15 protein-coding genes are annotated in these 18186 nt (G+C 36.4%); 8 read left to right on the forward strand and 7 right to left on the reverse strand.

The features are described 5' to 3' along the window. The first annotated feature begins 171 nt into the window (after positions 1-171). Positions 172-1491: a tRNA (N(6)-L-threonylcarbamoyladenosine(37)-C(2))-methylthiotransferase MtaB gene (mtaB, locus tag CHB66_RS00635; protein ID WP_089236923.1), complete on the forward strand. Its 1320-nt coding sequence runs from the start codon at positions 172-174 to the stop codon at positions 1489-1491. Positions 1492-1568: 77 nt separating this feature from the next. Continuing rightward, on the forward strand, positions 1569-1931 hold the full coding sequence (locus CHB66_RS00640; protein WP_089236925.1) for a DUF805 domain-containing protein: 363 nt from the start codon (positions 1569-1571) through the stop codon (positions 1929-1931). A gap of 50 nt (positions 1932-1981) precedes the next feature. Here the strand turns inward: CHB66_RS00640 and CHB66_RS00645 are convergent, their stop codons facing one another. From CHB66_RS00645 to lpxK, 4 genes are all read right to left on the reverse strand, one after another. Next, a complete protein-coding gene (locus CHB66_RS00645) occupies positions 1982-3226 on the reverse strand; it encodes an ABC transporter permease (protein WP_089236927.1) in 1245 nt (414 codons plus the stop codon). Between the two features lie 111 nt (positions 3227-3337). Next, the gene (gene miaE, locus CHB66_RS00650) at positions 3338-3949 is read right to left on the reverse strand and encodes a tRNA-(ms[2]io[6]A)-hydroxylase (protein ID WP_170932396.1); all 612 of its coding nucleotides are present in this window, start codon (positions 3947-3949) and stop codon (positions 3338-3340) included. Between the two features lie 14 nt (positions 3950-3963). Next, positions 3964-5901: a putative porin gene (locus CHB66_RS00655; protein WP_089236929.1), complete on the reverse strand. Its 1938-nt coding sequence runs from the start codon at positions 5899-5901 to the stop codon at positions 3964-3966. A 50-nt stretch (positions 5902-5951) separates the two neighbouring features. After that, positions 5952-7004, reverse strand: coding sequence for a tetraacyldisaccharide 4'-kinase (lpxK, locus tag CHB66_RS00660; protein ID WP_089237427.1), 1053 nt, complete (start codon positions 7002-7004; stop codon positions 5952-5954). Positions 7005-7049: 45 nt separating this feature from the next. Between lpxK and CHB66_RS00665 the strand changes: the two genes are divergently transcribed. From CHB66_RS00665 to CHB66_RS00675, 3 genes are all read left to right on the forward strand, one after another. Continuing rightward, positions 7050-8150, forward strand: coding sequence for a Nif3-like dinuclear metal center hexameric protein (locus CHB66_RS00665; protein WP_089236931.1), 1101 nt, complete (start codon positions 7050-7052; stop codon positions 8148-8150). Positions 8151-8153: 3 nt separating this feature from the next. Further along, positions 8154-8921, forward strand: coding sequence for a zinc ribbon domain-containing protein (locus tag CHB66_RS00670; RefSeq protein WP_089236933.1), 768 nt, complete (start codon positions 8154-8156; stop codon positions 8919-8921). Between the two features lie 223 nt (positions 8922-9144). Next, on the forward strand, positions 9145-9450 hold the full coding sequence (locus tag CHB66_RS00675) for a hypothetical protein (RefSeq protein ID WP_245812635.1): 306 nt from the start codon (positions 9145-9147) through the stop codon (positions 9448-9450). On the opposite strand, the gene CHB66_RS00680 is transcribed toward CHB66_RS00675, so the two are convergent. Continuing rightward, complete coding sequence (locus CHB66_RS00680; protein WP_089236938.1) at positions 9434-10057, reverse strand: histidine phosphatase family protein; 624 nt, start codon at positions 10055-10057, stop codon at positions 9434-9436. The two genes, CHB66_RS00675 and CHB66_RS00680, sit on opposite strands and share 17 nt — an antisense overlap. Positions 10058-10110: 53 nt before the next feature. Between CHB66_RS00680 and CHB66_RS00685 the strand changes: the two genes are divergently transcribed. The 3 genes from CHB66_RS00685 to menD are packed head-to-tail and all read left to right on the forward strand — an operon-like array spanning position 10111 to position 13421. Beyond that, positions 10111-10533, forward strand: a complete 423-nt coding sequence (locus CHB66_RS00685) for a hotdog fold thioesterase (protein ID WP_089236940.1) — start codon at positions 10111-10113, stop codon at positions 10531-10533. A gap of 2 nt (positions 10534-10535) precedes the next feature. Beyond that, entirely contained in the window at positions 10536-11744 is a 1209-nt protein-coding gene (locus CHB66_RS00690) for a chorismate-binding protein (RefSeq protein ID WP_089236942.1), read from the forward strand. Positions 11745-11747: 3 nt separating this feature from the next. Continuing rightward, positions 11748-13421 (forward strand): 2-succinyl-5-enolpyruvyl-6-hydroxy-3-cyclohexene-1-carboxylic-acid synthase, encoded by a 1674-nt coding sequence (gene menD / locus CHB66_RS00695; protein ID WP_089236944.1) that lies wholly within the window; start codon positions 11748-11750, stop codon positions 13419-13421. Positions 13422-13443: 22 nt separating this feature from the next. On the opposite strand, the gene CHB66_RS00700 is transcribed toward menD, so the two are convergent. Both CHB66_RS00700 and CHB66_RS17075 read right to left on the reverse strand, forming a co-directional pair. Continuing rightward, positions 13444-16878, reverse strand: coding sequence for a hypothetical protein (locus tag CHB66_RS00700; protein WP_089236946.1), 3435 nt, complete (start codon positions 16876-16878; stop codon positions 13444-13446). A gap of 3 nt (positions 16879-16881) precedes the next feature. Further along, positions 16882-18180, reverse strand: a complete 1299-nt coding sequence (locus tag CHB66_RS17075) for a glycoside hydrolase family 16 protein (RefSeq protein ID WP_212668426.1) — start codon at positions 18178-18180, stop codon at positions 16882-16884. Between the last annotated feature and the right edge of the window lie 6 nt (positions 18181-18186).

Raw genomic sequence — 18186 nt, forward strand, 5'->3', positions numbered from 1 at the left:
TTAAGAGTCAATTTTAAACCCAATTTTTGAAAAAAAATACAGTATTTTCAAAAAATAAAGGTCAAAAACGATACACTTGATCGATTTTCATTCATTTTTGGTCAAAAAAATAGAAAATTGAAAACTTGATCTATTTAATTAACTTTGTGACCTTAAAAATCAGGTGATATAGTGAAAAAAGTTGCGTTTTATACATTGGGTTGTAAATTAAATTACTCTGAGACATCTACAATCAGTAGAATGTTTGAGAATAAAGGTTTTCAAAAGGTGGAGTTTGAAGAGAACCCAGATATTTTTATTATTAATACATGCTCAGTGACTGAAAATGCTGATAAGAAATGTAAAAAAATCGTCAAAGAGGCAAAAAAGATATCTCCAAACTCTTATGTGACCATCATAGGCTGTTATGCACAACTTAAGCCTCAAGAAATTGCTGAAATAAAAGGCGTGGATGCTGTCCTTGGAGCAGCAGAAAAATTCCGATTGATTGAACTTTTAGATGGATTTGCCAAAGCTCAAGAGACAAAAGTGCTTGCTTCTGAAATTCAAGAAGCTAATACTTTTAACAATGCCTATACTATGCACGATAGAACTCGGACCTTTTTGAAAGTTCAGGATGGGTGTAATTATGGATGCGCATTTTGTACAATCCCACTAGCAAGAGGCAAAAGCAGAAGTGACACCATCGAAAACATTCTTATCTCAGCCAGAGAAATTGCCAAAACCGATGTCAAGGAAGTGGTATTAACCGGAGTCAATATTGGTGATTTTGGAATTCAAGAAGGAAAGAGAAAAGAAAAATTCATTGACCTCATTAAAGAGATTGACACAGTAGAAGGAATTGATAGATTTAGGATCTCATCTATAGAGCCTAATTTATTAACCAATGAAGCAATAGAGTTTGTTTCCAAATCAAAGAGATTTGTTCCACATTTTCACATTCCTTTACAATCTGGATCAAATGAAATCCTGAGAAAGATGGGACGTAGGTATCTAAGAGAACTTTATGAAGACCGTGTCAGCAAAATAAAAAACCTAATGCCACATTGCTGCATTGGTGTGGATGTCATTGTAGGTTTTCCTGGAGAAACCGATGAATTATTTTTGGAGACATATAATTTTCTAAACGGATTAGACATCTCTTACCTTCATGTATTTACTTACTCAGAGCGAGCAAATACCCGGGCGGTGGAAATGGAGGGTGTCGTTCCTATAAAAGTGAGAAATGAAAGGTCTAAAATGTTGAGAATCCTTTCTGAGAAAAAGAAGAGGAAGTTCTATGAAGAAAATTTAGGCAAAACACTCACGGTGCTTTTTGAAGATGATGTGGAAAATGGGAAAATGCATGGTTTTACAGAGAATTACATCAGAGTCACCGCTAAATATGACCCAATTCTGATCAACGAGCTCAAAACTGTCACATTGGCTTCCATAAACGATTCAGGAACAGTAGAAGTAGAAGAGCCACAAATAGTCTATGAAACACATTAATATTTAATTATTCCTATATTTTATATATCTAAAAAAGAACTTATTAAACATTTGGATCTTTTTTAAGTTATATATTTATGAATGATTCTAATAGTTTCTTTAAACCAACAGGAAGAATTTCAAGACGAAAATACTGGGTTCTGTTTTTGATTTTTTATTGGACAAATGTAATCGCACTGATCAAATTATACGAATCTTACATGTTATCGGACCTGATATCATTTGTTGCATTTGGAATTGTCCTTATTACAACCATCATTTTACTACTTATACAAGCAATCAAAAGACTACACGACATTGGTCTTGATTGGAAATATGCACTGTATCTATTGATTCCACCCCCTATCAACTTCATTGGGTTTATTTGGCTTGGGCTAAAGAAAGGTCAAGAAAAAAGCAACAAGTATGGTGAAAGTCCTTTGAAAACTGATTTGATTTAAATGTATTAAAAACAAACAAGACTGCCCTCTTTTTTATGGCAGTCTTACTTTTACTCATACCTCAACGACTCGATCGGATCTAATTTACTTGCCTTAAAAGCAGGGATATAACCTGAGGCCAATCCAACAAAAATACAAATCATAAATGAAACCATGATCCATATCCAGGGAATCAAAAACCCTCCTGGGCCTATTGAATTAGCGACAATATTTCCTATTCCTATCCCTAATATCACCCCAAATATCCCTCCTATAATACAAATAACTATCGCTTCAATTAAAAATTGCTGTCTAATCCTTAGTGGTGTAGCACCTAAAGCTTTTCTTATACCAATTTCTCTCGTTCTTTCTGTAACAGAAACCAACATAATATTCATCAATCCAATAGATGCTCCTACTAGAGTTACAAACCCGATTGTAAAGCCCCCTATCCTAAGATAACCTGCCACTTCTTCAAGACTTTCCCCCACAGTCTGACTTTTTGTAACTTCAAAGGAATCTTCCTCCCCTACTCGATCTTGCCTGATTTTCCGCATCATACCAGTGGCTTGTCCCATGTCATAATCCAAACTTACGGGACTAGAAGAACTTGCTGTAATGGTATACCTGAAAGTTCCTCTTCTATCCAGTCTACTTGCATTTTCTACTGGAATAAAAATTGCCCGATCTGCACTTGGTCCACCTCCTACGCTACCTTGGGTTTCCAACACTCCAATGATCGTGTACCTATTTCCAAAAAAAGAAACTTGCTGATTCAAAGGATTCTCTTCATTATCAAACAATGACTTAACTACATCCACCCCTACAACACAAACATTATTACCATATTGAATTTCTGTTGCGCTAAAATTTCTTCCTTCTTCAATTTTGATACCCTTTACATTAAAATAAAGATCATCTATTCCTGATACTCGAACATTGGGATTGGTTTTTTTTGAACCTCTTTTGATTTCTACAGCTCCTGAGACAGTAGAAAATACTGTAGCCGTACCAGTCTTGAGGTAAGTATCTTTAAACTCTAGGGCTTCTTTGTATTTGATATTTGGATAAGACCTCTCTGTTTTCCCTGATTGAACAGATCTGCCCCCAGAAAACCCTCTCGACCTAATATCAAAGTTATTTACGCCTAAACCAGAAAAACTATCTTCTATTTGAGCCTTAATGGCATCAATCGCTGTTAACATCCCTACCAAAGAAGTTATTCCAATTGCTATGATTGTACCAGTCAAAACAGTTCTTAATAAATTTGTTTTAACGGACCTTAAGGCTTCCTTGATATTTTCGATCAGATTCATGAATTGTACGATTTTGAAACAAAAAGCGAAATTTTAAGCTTCTCAGAGCTTTAATATCTTACATTGATGGAAAAAGACAATAATTTTTATGAATTTTTATGAAAGAAAATATCAATGCATTCTATCACCTCTGATATCCAAAGACTTAATTACCTCAGCTTCATAAGCAAGCCACTCTTTCCATCTTAGATTAACTAATTCCCTATCATGGACGTCTCTTGCCAATTCAATGAAATTCACGTAATGTCCGGCTTCAGAAATCATCAATTCATAGTAGAATTTTTTCAACTCCTCATCTTGAATATTAGATGAAAGCAGCTTAAATCGTTCACAACTCCTAGCCTCAATCAAAGCATTCATTAGTAGATACTCGGAAAGTTGCTTCTTTCTACTCCCCCCTTTTTTGATAAATTCTGAGAGTTTTATAACGTACTCGTCCTTCCTAGGCTTTCCAAGGGGATAACCACGCTTTTTGAGGTGTTCCAAAACCCTTTCAAAATGTCCCCACTCTTCAGCTACGACTGGAGTTAAAATATCAGTAACTTGTTGAAAATCATAAAAATTCACAATCAATGAAATACAAGATGTAGCAGCCTTTTGTTCGCAGTATGCATGATCTACCAAAATATCTTCAATATTCATTTCAGCAATATTTACCCATCTTGGATCTGTAGGCAACTGAAGATGCAGCATTTTTTGCTTTGTACTTTCTTCCCAACTCATCTTTTTAAATCATTTTAATCAAATAACGGCCAAGATATCCCCACGTCTAACAAACCTTTTAGCCCAGTATAGTCTGGAGTTACAAAATACCCCGGCACTGAAAGTAAGTTATCATTTACATGATTATATCTCAATAAAATTCTAGTTCTATTGATCCTTGCATTTAAAAAAAAGTCAAAAACTGGATAGCCTGCTACTCCAAATCTTTGTTGTTGCAAGTCTTGTAAATAAAATTGTTGCATTGCTGGACTGTAAGCATCTGCAAAATACTCACTTCTGTAACGAACATCTATCCCTATTTGAATAAATAGATTTTCGTTGAACATTGGACTATCAAAGTAGATCCTGCTATTGGCAAAAATCTCTGGAATTCTAAAATTATCAGCGCCATCACCAGTGATTAGAGTGTAATATGCTTCGGTTTCCCAAAACAGCTTACCTCCAACGTTGAAGCTTGTTTTTACACCAGGGATCAACATAAAAGCATCGCCAGATGATTGTGCTGCTTGTTGGTTTTCATCGAAAAAGACATAATTACTAACCCTATTTATAGTAAGGTTTGGTCTAATGCTCCAGCGTTTAAAATCAGCTTTGATTACACCTTGAACCTGATCCAAACCAATATTTGAGAATCTATTGCTCCAACGATGATGATTACCTCTGTAGAGCATCTGCATGGCTGTAGGTTTGTACAATGCCTTGGTATATGTAGCTTCTAAGAAAGGAGAAATAAACTTTCCATTGATTCTAAATGCACTTGGAATCAAATACTCTCCTTCTGCTTCAAACCTCCAGTTTTCATTAATTTCACCTCGTAGTGCCCCCCCAATTGAAAGTTCATCAAATCCATAGGGGTCAACTTGAAAATTACCTTTCATTCTACCAGTTCTAAACTTTGCGAATGCATTATAATAAAGCGGTCCTATATCGCCTTTGAACCCCATTTCATTTCTCCATTCAGAAAAATGATTGTAATTGATCGTACTATCTAGTCTGTTGAACCTCTCTGGATTATATAAATCAAAGAAATTACTAGAAGGACTAGAAAGTGCAGACTTAAAAGTTACATCTTGTTTCCTTTTATCAAAAACATGGTAAACTTGCCATCCTTTGAGTAGCTCATACTCGTGATAAAGATGGTAATCTTGTCTTAAATCTATAGCACTAGCATCTCTCAACCATACTTTTGCATCTTCATAGGTAAAATACAAAGATGTACTATCCACGGAAGGAGGAATAATACCTCCTTGCTCTGCTACCACATGTCTAGTCCTAGAAAAATTTGCTAATAACAAATATTTATCATTATCGGATTTATAGCTAGTCTGGAAAACATAAGCATTTTTGACCGTCTGATTATCATCTCTTCGATTAGGGTTAAGGACTTTTCTGGCTCTAATGGTATTGAGCGTAAAACCCACATTCCATTTGGGAGTGACATTTCTGGCAAACTCCAAGTCCATCATATTTCTGTTTCCACCTCCAAAAAATAACTCCATATTGGTAAACGGGGATTTAGTATCGTAATACTTGATACTATCTGGGGATTGGTGATATAGATCATATGCGTGAAAACCAGAAGTAGTACCTATCATCACTGGCGCTTGATAAAAAACAGATTGGGCCGCCGTTCCTATATTCCCTAAATCCTGATATTTCCAACCCGACTTTGCTACTGGTTCGTAATAATGGAAATTATTGAGTAAGGTATCCAATTCATGCTTTTTGAGACGATTTCTTTTGATGTCTCTTTCAAAAAAATACAGCGTGGTTTTTGGCCCGAAAACCATTTGGGTAGAATCATCAATAAGTTTTCTTCTTCCTCCTTGCTGATCTTCACCTTCTTGTCTTGTAGTTCCTTCATTGCCGGTCTGTCTTTGATCTGGCTGAATCTCTCTGCCAACTTGTGTCACTGGTGGGATACGAGTTGGTCTTTGAGCAAACACTTCCATTGCCGAAGACAGTAAAAAGAGTATGAAAACTGTAGAAAATAATCTTAAACTCACTCGCTATATCCTTTTTCTTTGATAATTTGAAGAATCGATTCTTTGATAAAATTGGCATCTTCGATATCCATATTTATCTCCACCGGCATGGCAAAAATCGGAATTTCTGCCAAATAATCACGAAAGATAGAAGCTTTAAGTTTAACTGCATCTTTTTCAGTCGTTAAAATACCTGAATCCTCGACCTCATTACACTTGTATACGATCTCTTTCACATCTTCTACCTTGTAATGGTGGTGATCTGAGTATGAAAAATGGAAGGGTACCTGATACAACTTCTCTACTTCTTTTTTGAAAAGCTGATCATTTGCTATTCCAGATACTAGTACAAAGTTTTGAGGAATTGGTAGCTGATCGTCCAATACATTTTGAAGTTGTCCATATTTTAAGCCCACAAAAAAAATCTTAGCTCTTTGATTATAATTCCTAATCTTCCTGTGGTATGTTGCTTTCGTGATTTTATCTAAAGCATCAGGACATTTGGTTACAATGATTATATCAGCTCTGGAAGCTCCTCCTTTAGCCTCTCTTAAAGTTCCCAATGGCACAACTCGATCTTCGAAAAAAGGCCTTTGGAATGTCGTCAACATGATATTTAAATCTCCCTTTACATAGCGATGTTGGAAGGCATCATCTAGCAAAACTACTTCTGTTTCAGGTCTTTCTGCAATTATCTGTGGAATGGCCATGACTCTGTCTTCTCCTACCGCTACAGATATTTTATCTTTGAACTTCCCAAAAATCTGAAAAGGCTCATCTCCTAGCTGATTTGCATCGCTACTATCATTAGCCAGAAAAAACCCACTAGTCTTTCTACCATAACCTCTACTCAGTGTAGCCACTTTAAAATCGTCCGCAAGCATTCTTATCAAAAACTCAGTAAATGGAGTTTTTCCTGTACCTCCCAAACTCAAGTTTCCAACCACTATGGTAGGGATATCAAAATTGATTGATTTTTTATGGCCTATATCAAATAAGTAATTTCTTAAGCTCGTAGCAGCATCATACAGGAGCGAAAAAGGGAAAAGTAAAGGTTCAAACCAACGCATTGGGTAATTTTGATTAATTTTGATCAACAAATTAATACAAAATCTATGGTTTATACGATTAGAGAAGTTGTTTCTTTTTTAGATAGCATCGCACCTCCTGCTTATCAGGAATCTTATGACAATGCTCAACTCATCACTGGAGATCCCAATACAAAGGTAAAAGGAATCCTATGCTCGCTTGACGCAACAGAAGCGGTAGTAGATGAAGCCATTTCTTTGGGATGTAACCTTATAGTAGCACATCACCCTATTGTGTTCAAAGGACTTAAGAGTTTCACAGGTAAAAATTATGTAGAAAGAACCATTATCAAAGCGATAAAGAATGACATCGGCATTTTTGCGATTCATACCAATCTTGATCATGTAGCGCATGGTGTTAATAAAAAAATCGCTGACAAAATTGGATTGAAAAACACAAAAATTCTTTCTCCAAAAAAGGGGATTTTAAATAAGCTGAGCACTTTCGTACCTTCAGCAGCTGTGGAACAAGTCATGACAGCATTGTTTGATGCAGGTGCAGGTAAAATCGGAGATTATAGTGGATGCAGCTTCATGAGTGAAGGATCGGGAACATTTACTCCTTCAGAAAAAGCCAATCCAACTATTGGAAAAAGAAACAAACCAGAAAAAGCATTAGAAACAAAAATTGAGGTTATGTTCCCCTCTTTTTTGGAGAGCCAAATCATAACGGCATTAAAAAATGCCCACCCATATGAAGAAGTCGCTTATTACATCCATCAATTAGAAAATGAGAATCAAGAAGTAGGTGCTGGTATGGTCGGTGAGTTATCAACCGCTCTAGACGAAAAAGATTTCCTGGCACACCTAAAATCTAGCATGAACTTACAGGTAATCAAACATACCACACTGATCAACAAACCAATCAAGAAAGTCGCAATATGTGGTGGAGCTGGTATATTTTTATTAAATGCAGCAAAAAAATCAAGGGCTGAAATCTTTATTACAGCTGATGTAAAATACCACGAATTCTTTGATGCTGATAATCAAATAGTTATTTGCGACATCGGACATTATGAAAGTGAAATATTTACAAAAGAATTATTATTGGAGCTTTTGTCACAAAAATTCACTAATATTGCACTCTATTTTACAAAAATAGTTACTAATCCCATAACTTACCTATAGTACATGGAAAGTACCGTTGCACAGAAACTTGAAGCACTACATAACCTTCAAAAGATTGATTCCCGCCTTGATGCCATTGTTAAAGTTAGAGGAGCCCTACCTGAAGAAGTTCAAGATTTAGAAGATGAAATCGCTGGTTATGAAACCAGAATCGATAAATTCAATGCTGATATTCAGTCCCTTGAGGATGATATCAAAAAGCATAAAGAAAACATCAAAGAATCTGAAAAACTGATCAAGAAGTATCAGGAACAACAGATGAACGTCAGAAATAACAGAGAGTATGACGCCATCACTAAAGAACTAGAACTTCAGGATCTAGAAATCCAAGTTTCAAAAAAGAAAATTGGAGAAGCTCAGGTAAAAATCGAGACGAAGAAAGCTGATCTTGAAGAGTTAAAAGAAGTCGTAAAAGACAGGAACAAAGACCTTGACAATAAAAAAGGTGAGCTAGATAATATCGTAGCTGAAAGTGAAGCTGAAGAAGCAAAGCTTGGAGCTGATAGAGAAAAAGCTGTTAAGAAAATCGAAGACAGATTAATCAAGTCTTACACCAAAATCAGAGCTAATGCCAAAAATGGACTAGCTGTGGTACTTGTCAAAAGAGGCGCTTGCGGTGGTTGCTTCAATGTAGTCCCTCCTCAGAGACAAGCAGATATCAGAGAGCAAAAGAAACTGATAGTGTGTGAACACTGCGGTAGAATTTTTTCTGGTGTTGAAGATGAAATAGAAGAAGAAGCTCCAAAGAAAAAAAGAGGCGCTAAAGCATAAATTTTAAAGACCCGATCATTCGGGTCTTTTTTTTGCTGTATTATTTTTGGAAGTTTACTAATACTAAAACCTTTATCTTGACTTATCAGTTTAATTTTCATAGATTTCGATTATGAAAAATTTATTTCTGACAATTTTATTCTTTTACATCTTTACTTCGGTTTTCTCTAAAAACCCGAATGAAAAAACCTTTTTAATCTTATTTGACAAATCAGAGTTAAAATTGAATAAAACTAGTCCTGAATATATTGAGCTCAGTTTGATGAATATTTTTCAAACCAAATCTTATTCAGGTAACTCCGACGCTGCTATCTTAGTAAAAACAAGCCATCAACAAATTGATAAGTGTATGATTGGTGATTTTATTATCAGAATCAACCAAGAAAAAATAGCTACACTAGATGAAGTTGCTTTCCAGATTATTGACCTTGATGAATCAAAAGACATTTATCAAAAATTGCTAGCAAATCTCGAGGATAAAAACCAAAAGTCTAAAAAATCCAATAAATTTTTTAAGTCCAATCCTTAAGGTGTTCGCCTGAGTTGTATTTGATAATTTTAAAAACCCCCGAATCATCTAAGTTTAATTCATAGAGACCTAGATTTTGGTGTTTGAATTGATCCATATACCTCAAGTCATAATTCATCAGCAAACTCAGTAATACTCTCATTGCCCTACCATGCATACAAATTAAAATGATTTTGTGATCTTGGTTCAAAATACGATCAATTCCAATTTTTAATCTTTTCGCCACAGTATTGGGGCTTTCACCACCAGCAATCGCGTAATCTAGATCACCATTACTCCACCTCTCTAGCATATGAAGATAGTATTCATTCTCTTCATGAGTCATAGGCAGACCTTCATATTTTCCCCAGCTAATTTCATTCAATTCAGAAATCGATTCATTTGGAATCCCAAGATCTATGAAGCCTTGAAGAGACTGTCTTGTACGCCGTAACCCAGTATAAAACACTTTTTCAAATGCAACATGCTTATATGCTTCAAAAAATGCTTTTGCCTGTTTAATTCCATTGCTATTCAAAGGCGCATCAATACCACTACCTTGAACTACACCTTTTAGATTATAATCTGTCTGTCCATGACGGACTAGATATATTTTTTTACTTAACAAGATTCTCTATTTTTGTTCTGGACTTCAAATAAAAAGCTTTTATACTAGAATTCATGATCTTTCCTCGAAACCTAAGTCTTGAAACCCTTAATAATTGGGGAATTAATACCATGACAGATTTTTTAGATATTCAGTTCACAAAAATTGGTGAAGATTTCCTTGAAGCTACTATGCCTGTAAATTCTAGAACCAAACAGCCCTTAGGCCTGTTACATGGAGGAGCAAATGTAGTCCTAGCAGAAACATTAGGAAGTGTAGCTGCCACCTTAACCATAGATAAAGAAAAACAATACTGTGTAGGTTTAGAAATCAACGCTAATCACATTAAAGCTGTTAGAGATGGTATGGTTAGAGGGATTACGAAGCCTATTCACTTGGGTAAAAAAACCCAAATTTGGGAGATAAAAATTTATACAGAATCTGGTGATTTGAGTTGTATTAGCAGAATCACTATGGCTGTCATCGATAAAAAATAATCATGCAGGTTGCATTAGATCAAGATACCATAAGTCTAGAACGCTGTCTAGAACAGCTTTTTGCTGAGCTAATTGAAAATGGACATCAGTTTGCAGTTTGGAGAAAACCAAAATCCCAATTTTTACAAATCCTGATTGATAAAACTGGTAAAACCAAGCGTATCTCTCCTCACTTGGAAGAGCTTAGAGCGGGTTTCATTATTCATCCCTTTGTAGATCAAAAAGATAAGAAAGCTTATTACCTTGAAGCTAGTGAATATATCAAACTAGATCTCAATGCACCAATTGAAACACAACTTTCAAGTTTAACAGCTATTGATAAAAAAAATAATGAAGCTAAATCTATCATTAATCAATTTTTCCTGAAAAGGACCGCCACAAGGGAAGCAGTCAACAAAAACTTTGAATGCAGTAAAATTGAATTTATTAACCTAGTGAATAAGGGAGTTCAAGCTATCAGAGATGGGTACCTGAATAAAATAGTGCCTGCAAAAATGAAAAAGATAGCGCTTCAGAAAAACTTTGACCTTATTCAATCAATCAAAAGTCTTTTGAACGCTTATCCAAATGCTTTTATTAATTTTTTCCACCTACCCGAAGTTGGAACTTGGATTGGTGCATCTCCAGAAGTATTGATTCAGACCAAAGGTGATGAATTCTATACCATGTCCCTAGCAGGCACTCAAAAAGCCCAAGGTGACAATCCGCTAAAAAATGCTGCTTGGACACAGAAAGAAATTGAAGAACAAGCTTTAGTTTCAAGGTATATTGTTGATTGTTTCAAAAAAATCAGGTTGAGAGAATACCAGGAAATTGGACCTAAGACAGTTTTAGCTGGAAATTTACTTCATCTTAGATCAGACTTTAAAGTGGATATGGCCACCACTAATTTCCCACAGTTAGGGACAGTTATGCTTGAACTCCTACATCCTACGTCTGCTGTTTGTGGCATGCCAAGGCAAGCTGCTTTTGATTTTTTATCTCAACATGAAAATTTAGACCGATCTCTCTTTGCAGGTTTTATTGGACCTGTAAATGTAGAAGGAGAAACATCCATTTATGTCAATCTTAGAACAGCACAAATCAAAAATGGTGCTGCCCTACTTTATGCTGGTGCGGGAGTTACCGAAGACTCCGACCCTGAAAAAGAATGGGAGGAAACAGAAATGAAATGTGAAATAATCGGCAAACACCTCAACCTCAACAATTAAGCCTTGGTCATCCAACCTATCATCGATCTTGTATCTCTTTGTGCTCAAAAGGGCATCAAAAATGCCATACTTTCCCCTGGATCAAGGTGCGCACCTATTACCTTGGCCTTTGCTAGACATTCAGAAATAAAGTGCAGAACGGTATCTGATGAAAGAGCTGCTGCATTTATTGCAATGGGAATGGCTCAACAGTTAAATCAACCTGTGGCTTTGGTCTGTACCTCTGGTTCGGCAGCTTATAATTATGCACCTGCTGTGGCAGAGGCCTATTTTCAACAAATCCCTCTCCTTGTCATTACAGCGGATAGACCTGCCGAGTGGATTGACCAATGGGATGGACAGACCATTCGCCAACCACAAATTTATGGCAAACATGTGAAAGGATCCTTTGACTTCCCGGATGAATTCAGTAAAACAGACAAAGTATGGCATGCCCAGCGCATGGTCAATGAGGCTATTAACTTGTCTATTCAATTTCCTGCTGGCCCAGTTCACCTTAATATTCCACTAAGAGAGCCCTTCTATCCAGAAGTAGATGAGCAATTTGAATTCAAGCCTGTTAAAAATATTGAGGTCTTTGCTTCTGAGTCCTACATTTCTCCAACTCAAGAAACTCAGCTCGAAGAAAAACTTAAAGTATTTCAAAAAATCCTAATAATTCCTGGCCAGCAAAGACCAGATGCTGAGACTCAAGAATCAATCAACTTACTTGCATCTAGCGGTAAGGCAGTGGTAGTTACTGATACCATTTCCAATTTGCAATCAGCCCATACTATTTCATTCCACGATCACTTTATTGGCAATTCATCGATTCAGGAACAGCTTCAGCCTGACTTGATTGTTTCGTTTGGAAATTCGATTATTTCAAAAAGTTTGAAGTTATTTTTAAGAAATAGTACTGCTGCTCATTGGCATGTACAAGATGCTGGGTATAGTCCCGATACCTTTCAGTCATTGACTACCGTAATTAATGTTGCCCCTATAAGCTTTTTGAAGTTCTTAAACCTAAAGCTATTACAAAATCAAAAGTATTTCACTCAATGGAAGTCTTTGGATAACTTAGTTAAGAAAAGCCTTACTGTTGCTTTGAATAAAGCTGATTTTGGAGAATACAAAGCTATTTCAAAGGTTCTAAATGTGACTCCTGATCATGCAAAAATCCATTTGGCCAATAGTATGTCTGTGAGGTATGTAAATTTTCTAGGCTCTCGAAATCAAGAAATTATTTGCAACCGAGGAACGAGCGGCATAGATGGAAGTAATAGCACTGCTGTAGGCTGCTCATTCACCACTAAAGATCCAGTGACATTGATTACTGGTGATATGGCCTTCTTCTATGACCGAAATGCCTTCTGGCACAATTATTCAACACCAAACCTTAGAATTGTAATCCTTAACAATCATGCAGGTGGGATATTTAGATTAATCGATGGCCCAGCAAGGCAACCAGAGTTAGAGGAGTTTTTTGAAACCAATCAAGCGTTGACCGCAGAGAATTTGGCCAAGGATTTTGGTTTTGAATACATCGTTGCAAATGATGATGAAAGTTTAGAAAAAGGATTGAATGAATTTTACAGCGAATCTATTGCTCCAAAAATCCTCGAAATCATCTCAGAAAGTCCAAAAAATGCTGAAATCTTGAAAAAGATAAAGGAAATGGTAGCCTCCTCACTGTAAGGTATAGCAACCATCCCTTCTTTTAATTATACCTAATACTCACTTCGATTCTTTCTATATCGTGTGACCTTGAGAAGATCATTTCAGACAATTTCTGAGATAGTACATGACCTTGAATTGATTCATTTTCATCTGAGTCACTGTATATCACATCAATTTTAACATTAGAGTCCTTTTTATAAATAATTGGGACTTGACAATAAGTAAATGCCAAGGCTTCTTTTTCAACTCCAATTTTGCTTTGTTTACCTTGTAAATTCACATATTCAAAATCCTGATTTTCGGTTAGCCACTCATTCGCAGATAAAAATGTTGGGTTGAAAGTAATACAACCATCAATTACCTGAACCCCTAATTCGAACCATCTGTTGAGGATATCTTCCTTGACTTGTCCAGTCATACCCGGCTGCTGTGCACCACGATGTGATGGGGTATGGCTATATGGGTCTGTTGGAATAGCGCCATAGACTTCAGGACTCTTATTAATACCTATTCCAGCACGAATTTCATAATAATGATCGATCAATCTACCCCGTACTTTTTCATCAATCTCTTGATTTTCTGAAAGCAATTCTCCAACTGCATATAATAACTTCGAAACCATGTGCCAATAAATACTTCCTAAACCTTCAAAGGCAAAGAAAGTTCCTGACCTACCTGTGAATGATTTGTGGTTGAAAACTTGCTCGTATAGTGCTTCAAGCCTATCCAAATCATCAGTTTCTTTAAACTCCTCTAAAGAATTCTTGAGAGCTTTTGCATTGTTGAACTCACTATTGAAATACAGTTGACCTTGGTCATCCTGATGAATGATACGATGGTCCCCTACCTTGATCATTTCCTTCAACAAAGGAATTTCATCTAGTGCTGATTGAGGAATTTTACTTTTATTCAAGAAGCCTTTTAATTCTCGATTTGGGTAAAGCAAGTAGCTGTATTGATCAGCTCTATATAACTTGCTGCTTTTCATCTGATCTAGCACTGCTAAACACTCCTCAGGCTTCAAATAACCTGATGTCAAGACAGCTACTTGACCTTCCAGCATTTCATAAAGGTGATCTATTGTGATCTCCTTTTCTTCTATATTAATTATATTATAGGCATGATATAGTCCATCACTTCTTTTGTTGTTTTGAATAGATTTCTCAAGGTACTGCTTAGTCAAGGTCAATAAATCCAAGAACTGGGAGATTTCAATAGAAGTCTTTTCTCCAGCGAATCCAGCATAAGCTTTGTTTCTGTAGGCTTCAGATAATAGCCCCAACTTTTGCACAAATTCGAATCTAGCTGTATTTGAGAAACCTTGATCCAAATGCGTTTTATTCTTAATCAAAGCATCTAATAAGGATTGCATCCAATCTGAAACTTCTTTGTGTAATTTGATGGCTTCAGATAACTCATCTTTCAACCAATTCTCTAAAAAATCTGTGAATCGGTACATATAATAGAGTGTAACCATCGAAGTACCATTGCCTACCAAAGCATTATTGGCGTCATTCCACTCTGGTCTTTGTGTATTCATCCAGATTCCTGCATCAGGAATAAAATTCCCCAATTTAGTCAACCAAGGAATTATCAACTTTTCTAAAAAATTACTCTTGAGAATTTGCTGATCATTCTTAAATGTAAGTTTTCCATCTGCCCCTAATACATGAACTCTGGATTGAATTTGCTTCTCTAGCTGCTCTTCAAAATCAACCGTGTCTTGAGGGTCTCTTACTATTGCCTCAAAAGATCTTATCCGATAAGGGACATTAGCAAATACAAACCAGTCTTGATTTGCCAAATTTCTGAGAGAAATAGCTTGATGCTTCTTACCCAATTCCAGAAGCTTGAGTAGGTAAATCAACTGATGATCTCCCCAATAACCTATATAAGACCAAGGGTCTTCTGGCTCTATAACTTCCCAATCTACCCCATTTCGGGAAATTCTATAAGGATTATAACCATCAATAGTAGAAGCATTGAGAAATTTGAACACCATCCCCTCCACAAATTTAGGATAAGAAACAGCCAAGGCCTCCCAGTTTTGAAAAATATCTCTCCAATTACCAGCATAAGCCCTTCTCTTGCTCCCATCAGGATTCTTTAGATCAATAGAAAATTTATTCCACGGCCTACTTGGGTCACCATGCCTTCGGCTAAAGCTCAGCGGTAAGTACTCTTTGCAAATACGAATAAGATCGCTATAACCCTCCTTCAAAGCTTTTTGATTCAAAGATTGGTAGGATTCATATGCTGTTATTCCTTCGAAAAAATCCTGGAATTGATCAAATACGTCATGGTTGATCGTCTTTACATATTCCAAGAAATCCTTTCTGTCAATTTGATAATCTTCTTCAAAAATCCCTCCACGCATAAGATTAAAAAGCACATTGGAATAATGCCTATTGATACCAGCTTGATCCGCCGTCAATTGAAGACCATCTGCTTTACCTACTAAACTTTTTAAAATATTAGTTCCTTGCTTCAAATCAGCTTTCAAGTCTGATAAAACACTTTTTTTATTTTTATCAAGTTGAGAAATTAGATTATTGATTTGAGCTGGAGTTTGATGAATATCCATGCAAATACTCCATTCAATTTGCTGTTCGCCATGTAGGTTTTGATCAAAATTGATCAAATAGGATGCAGGAGCCCCTTTGACATCACTTTCAGTCCTCAATTCTCCACCTTTACAAAAATTTGCTAGCTGCGAGGAAGATAACAAAACATGTTTTACTTCCACACCACTATGCCAAGCAAGAGTTGCTTTCAATGCTTCACTGGGTTCAGCTCGATCTACGATTTGAGAACTGAGCGCAAAAACACCCAAGCCTGTTTTTATGTCAAGTTCACTTCTCTTGTAAGCATTGACCAAGTTACTTCGTTGCAATTGAAGTTGCGAAGAAACACCAAAAGGCATCAAGTCTAGCACTCCATCTAAAACTTCTACATTAGCTTGATGCTCAGACAAATTGCATAAGCTACTCTTTTTGACAAAGCCATATTTTGAAGAAAACTGCCAAGAATAGCTAAAGATCAAACCTAAGTCATGGTTGATTTCTTCAAAGATCAATTCATTGCCCCATTGACTTTTATATAGATTCCTTTCTATCTCGTAGATCCCTTTATAGGTTTCAGAAAATGGTTTCCAAAGCTTTCTCCCATTATCGGTATGAATTCTTATTGTTGTGCTAGAGCCAACTTTCTCAACCGAAGATAGAATCTTATCGTCAGTGTAATACGGGAAAAGTAATTGCTCTTCATTTTTTTTACCAGCAGTCAAAGCACCATTAGATCCAATGAACATCCAATGTTCATCATGACTCACGATAGACATGAAAAAAGGGGGCATCTGATCCACATGACTGACTTTATAAAAAAGACTCTCTCCTTTCTTCACAAACGAACCCGAAACTTCTTCACTTTGGAAATGTAGCTGTTGATTTGCAATTTTTAAATAATCCTGATTCATCTTCTATCGCTTTTCGTAGACTCTTACATAGTCTAAAATAAATTCTTGGGTAGTCATGTCTGGATCCAAACCTTGAGATCCACCCCATCCACCACCAATGGCTAGGTTCAATATGATGTTTTGAGGAATATGGAATGGCCATTCCTTTTCATTAGCTATTTTATCATAAGTATAATACACCTCATCATTGACCAGCATTTTGATCTCAGTAGGAGTCCACTCCACAGCATAAGTATGAAATTCGCCAGCCATGTTAGGAATAGCTTTCTGACTTGAAATCTGATTATTAATTTTGAAATAATAAGCCGGTGTGTGCACTGTCGCGTGAGCTATGCCATCGCCAGTTTCATTATCTACTTCATAGCCTACACTTTCCAAAATGTCAATTTCTCCGCAATAGGGCCAGTCTTTTTCATCAACATATGTATTACCTAGTGTCCATCCAGCAGCCCAGTTACCTTTGAGTCTTGGAACTTTTGCCCTAAACTCTATCTTCCCATAAAGAAATGCTACTTTTCCACGTGTTGTCAATCTCGCTGAAGTCCACTCCTGTCCAAAATCATTCTTTCTTGCCTCAAGAATCAAATTACCATTTTCAATTCTAGCATTTTCAGGACGATTGACAGTATAGTATTGTAATTCATTGTTACCCCATCCCCAATCACCCAAATCATAAGTCCATTTGCTTTCATCCACTTGATCTCCATCAAATTCATCCGACCAAACCAACTCCCACTGCTCTCCATCCATGGTCTGCTCTAATACCTTCTCAGAAACCTGATGTGATGCCATCAGCGTGAAAACCACTTTCTCAATGCTCACTTCACCTTCCAAAACATGAAACTTCATAGGATGATTTCCTTGATTGAAAGGGCTACCATCAACTCCCAAAGATTGAGCTTCAGTAGAAACCGGAACTTCAATTTTCCCAGTCACATCATAAGTCCTATCATCAGGATTATCATAATAATCTTCAATCCAAACCTTGGCAGGTATATCACCCATATTTTTCACTACAACTGATACATTATATCTACCAGCTTCTTCAAAATCAGCATAAAAGGCCATCCAGCTCTCTGCCATTAAATCAATCGCAGATCCTGAGGCAGCTTTCTCCTTGATATCTGCTGAGGAAGCTTCATGGAGACTACTGGCAAGTATTTCTAATGTGTACGCGAGGGTATTCTCTTGCTCTGAAAGATTATTCTTTTCTTGATTTCCTGAACATGCTGTAAAGAATAAAGAAATAGCCACAACCATATAAATCCAGATATTGGCAAAATTCATTATTTTAGTTTTCATCGACTT

The sequence above is a fragment of the Belliella buryatensis genome (assembly GCF_900188245.1).
GTDB classification, from domain to species: domain Bacteria; phylum Bacteroidota; class Bacteroidia; order Cytophagales; family Cyclobacteriaceae; genus Belliella; species Belliella buryatensis.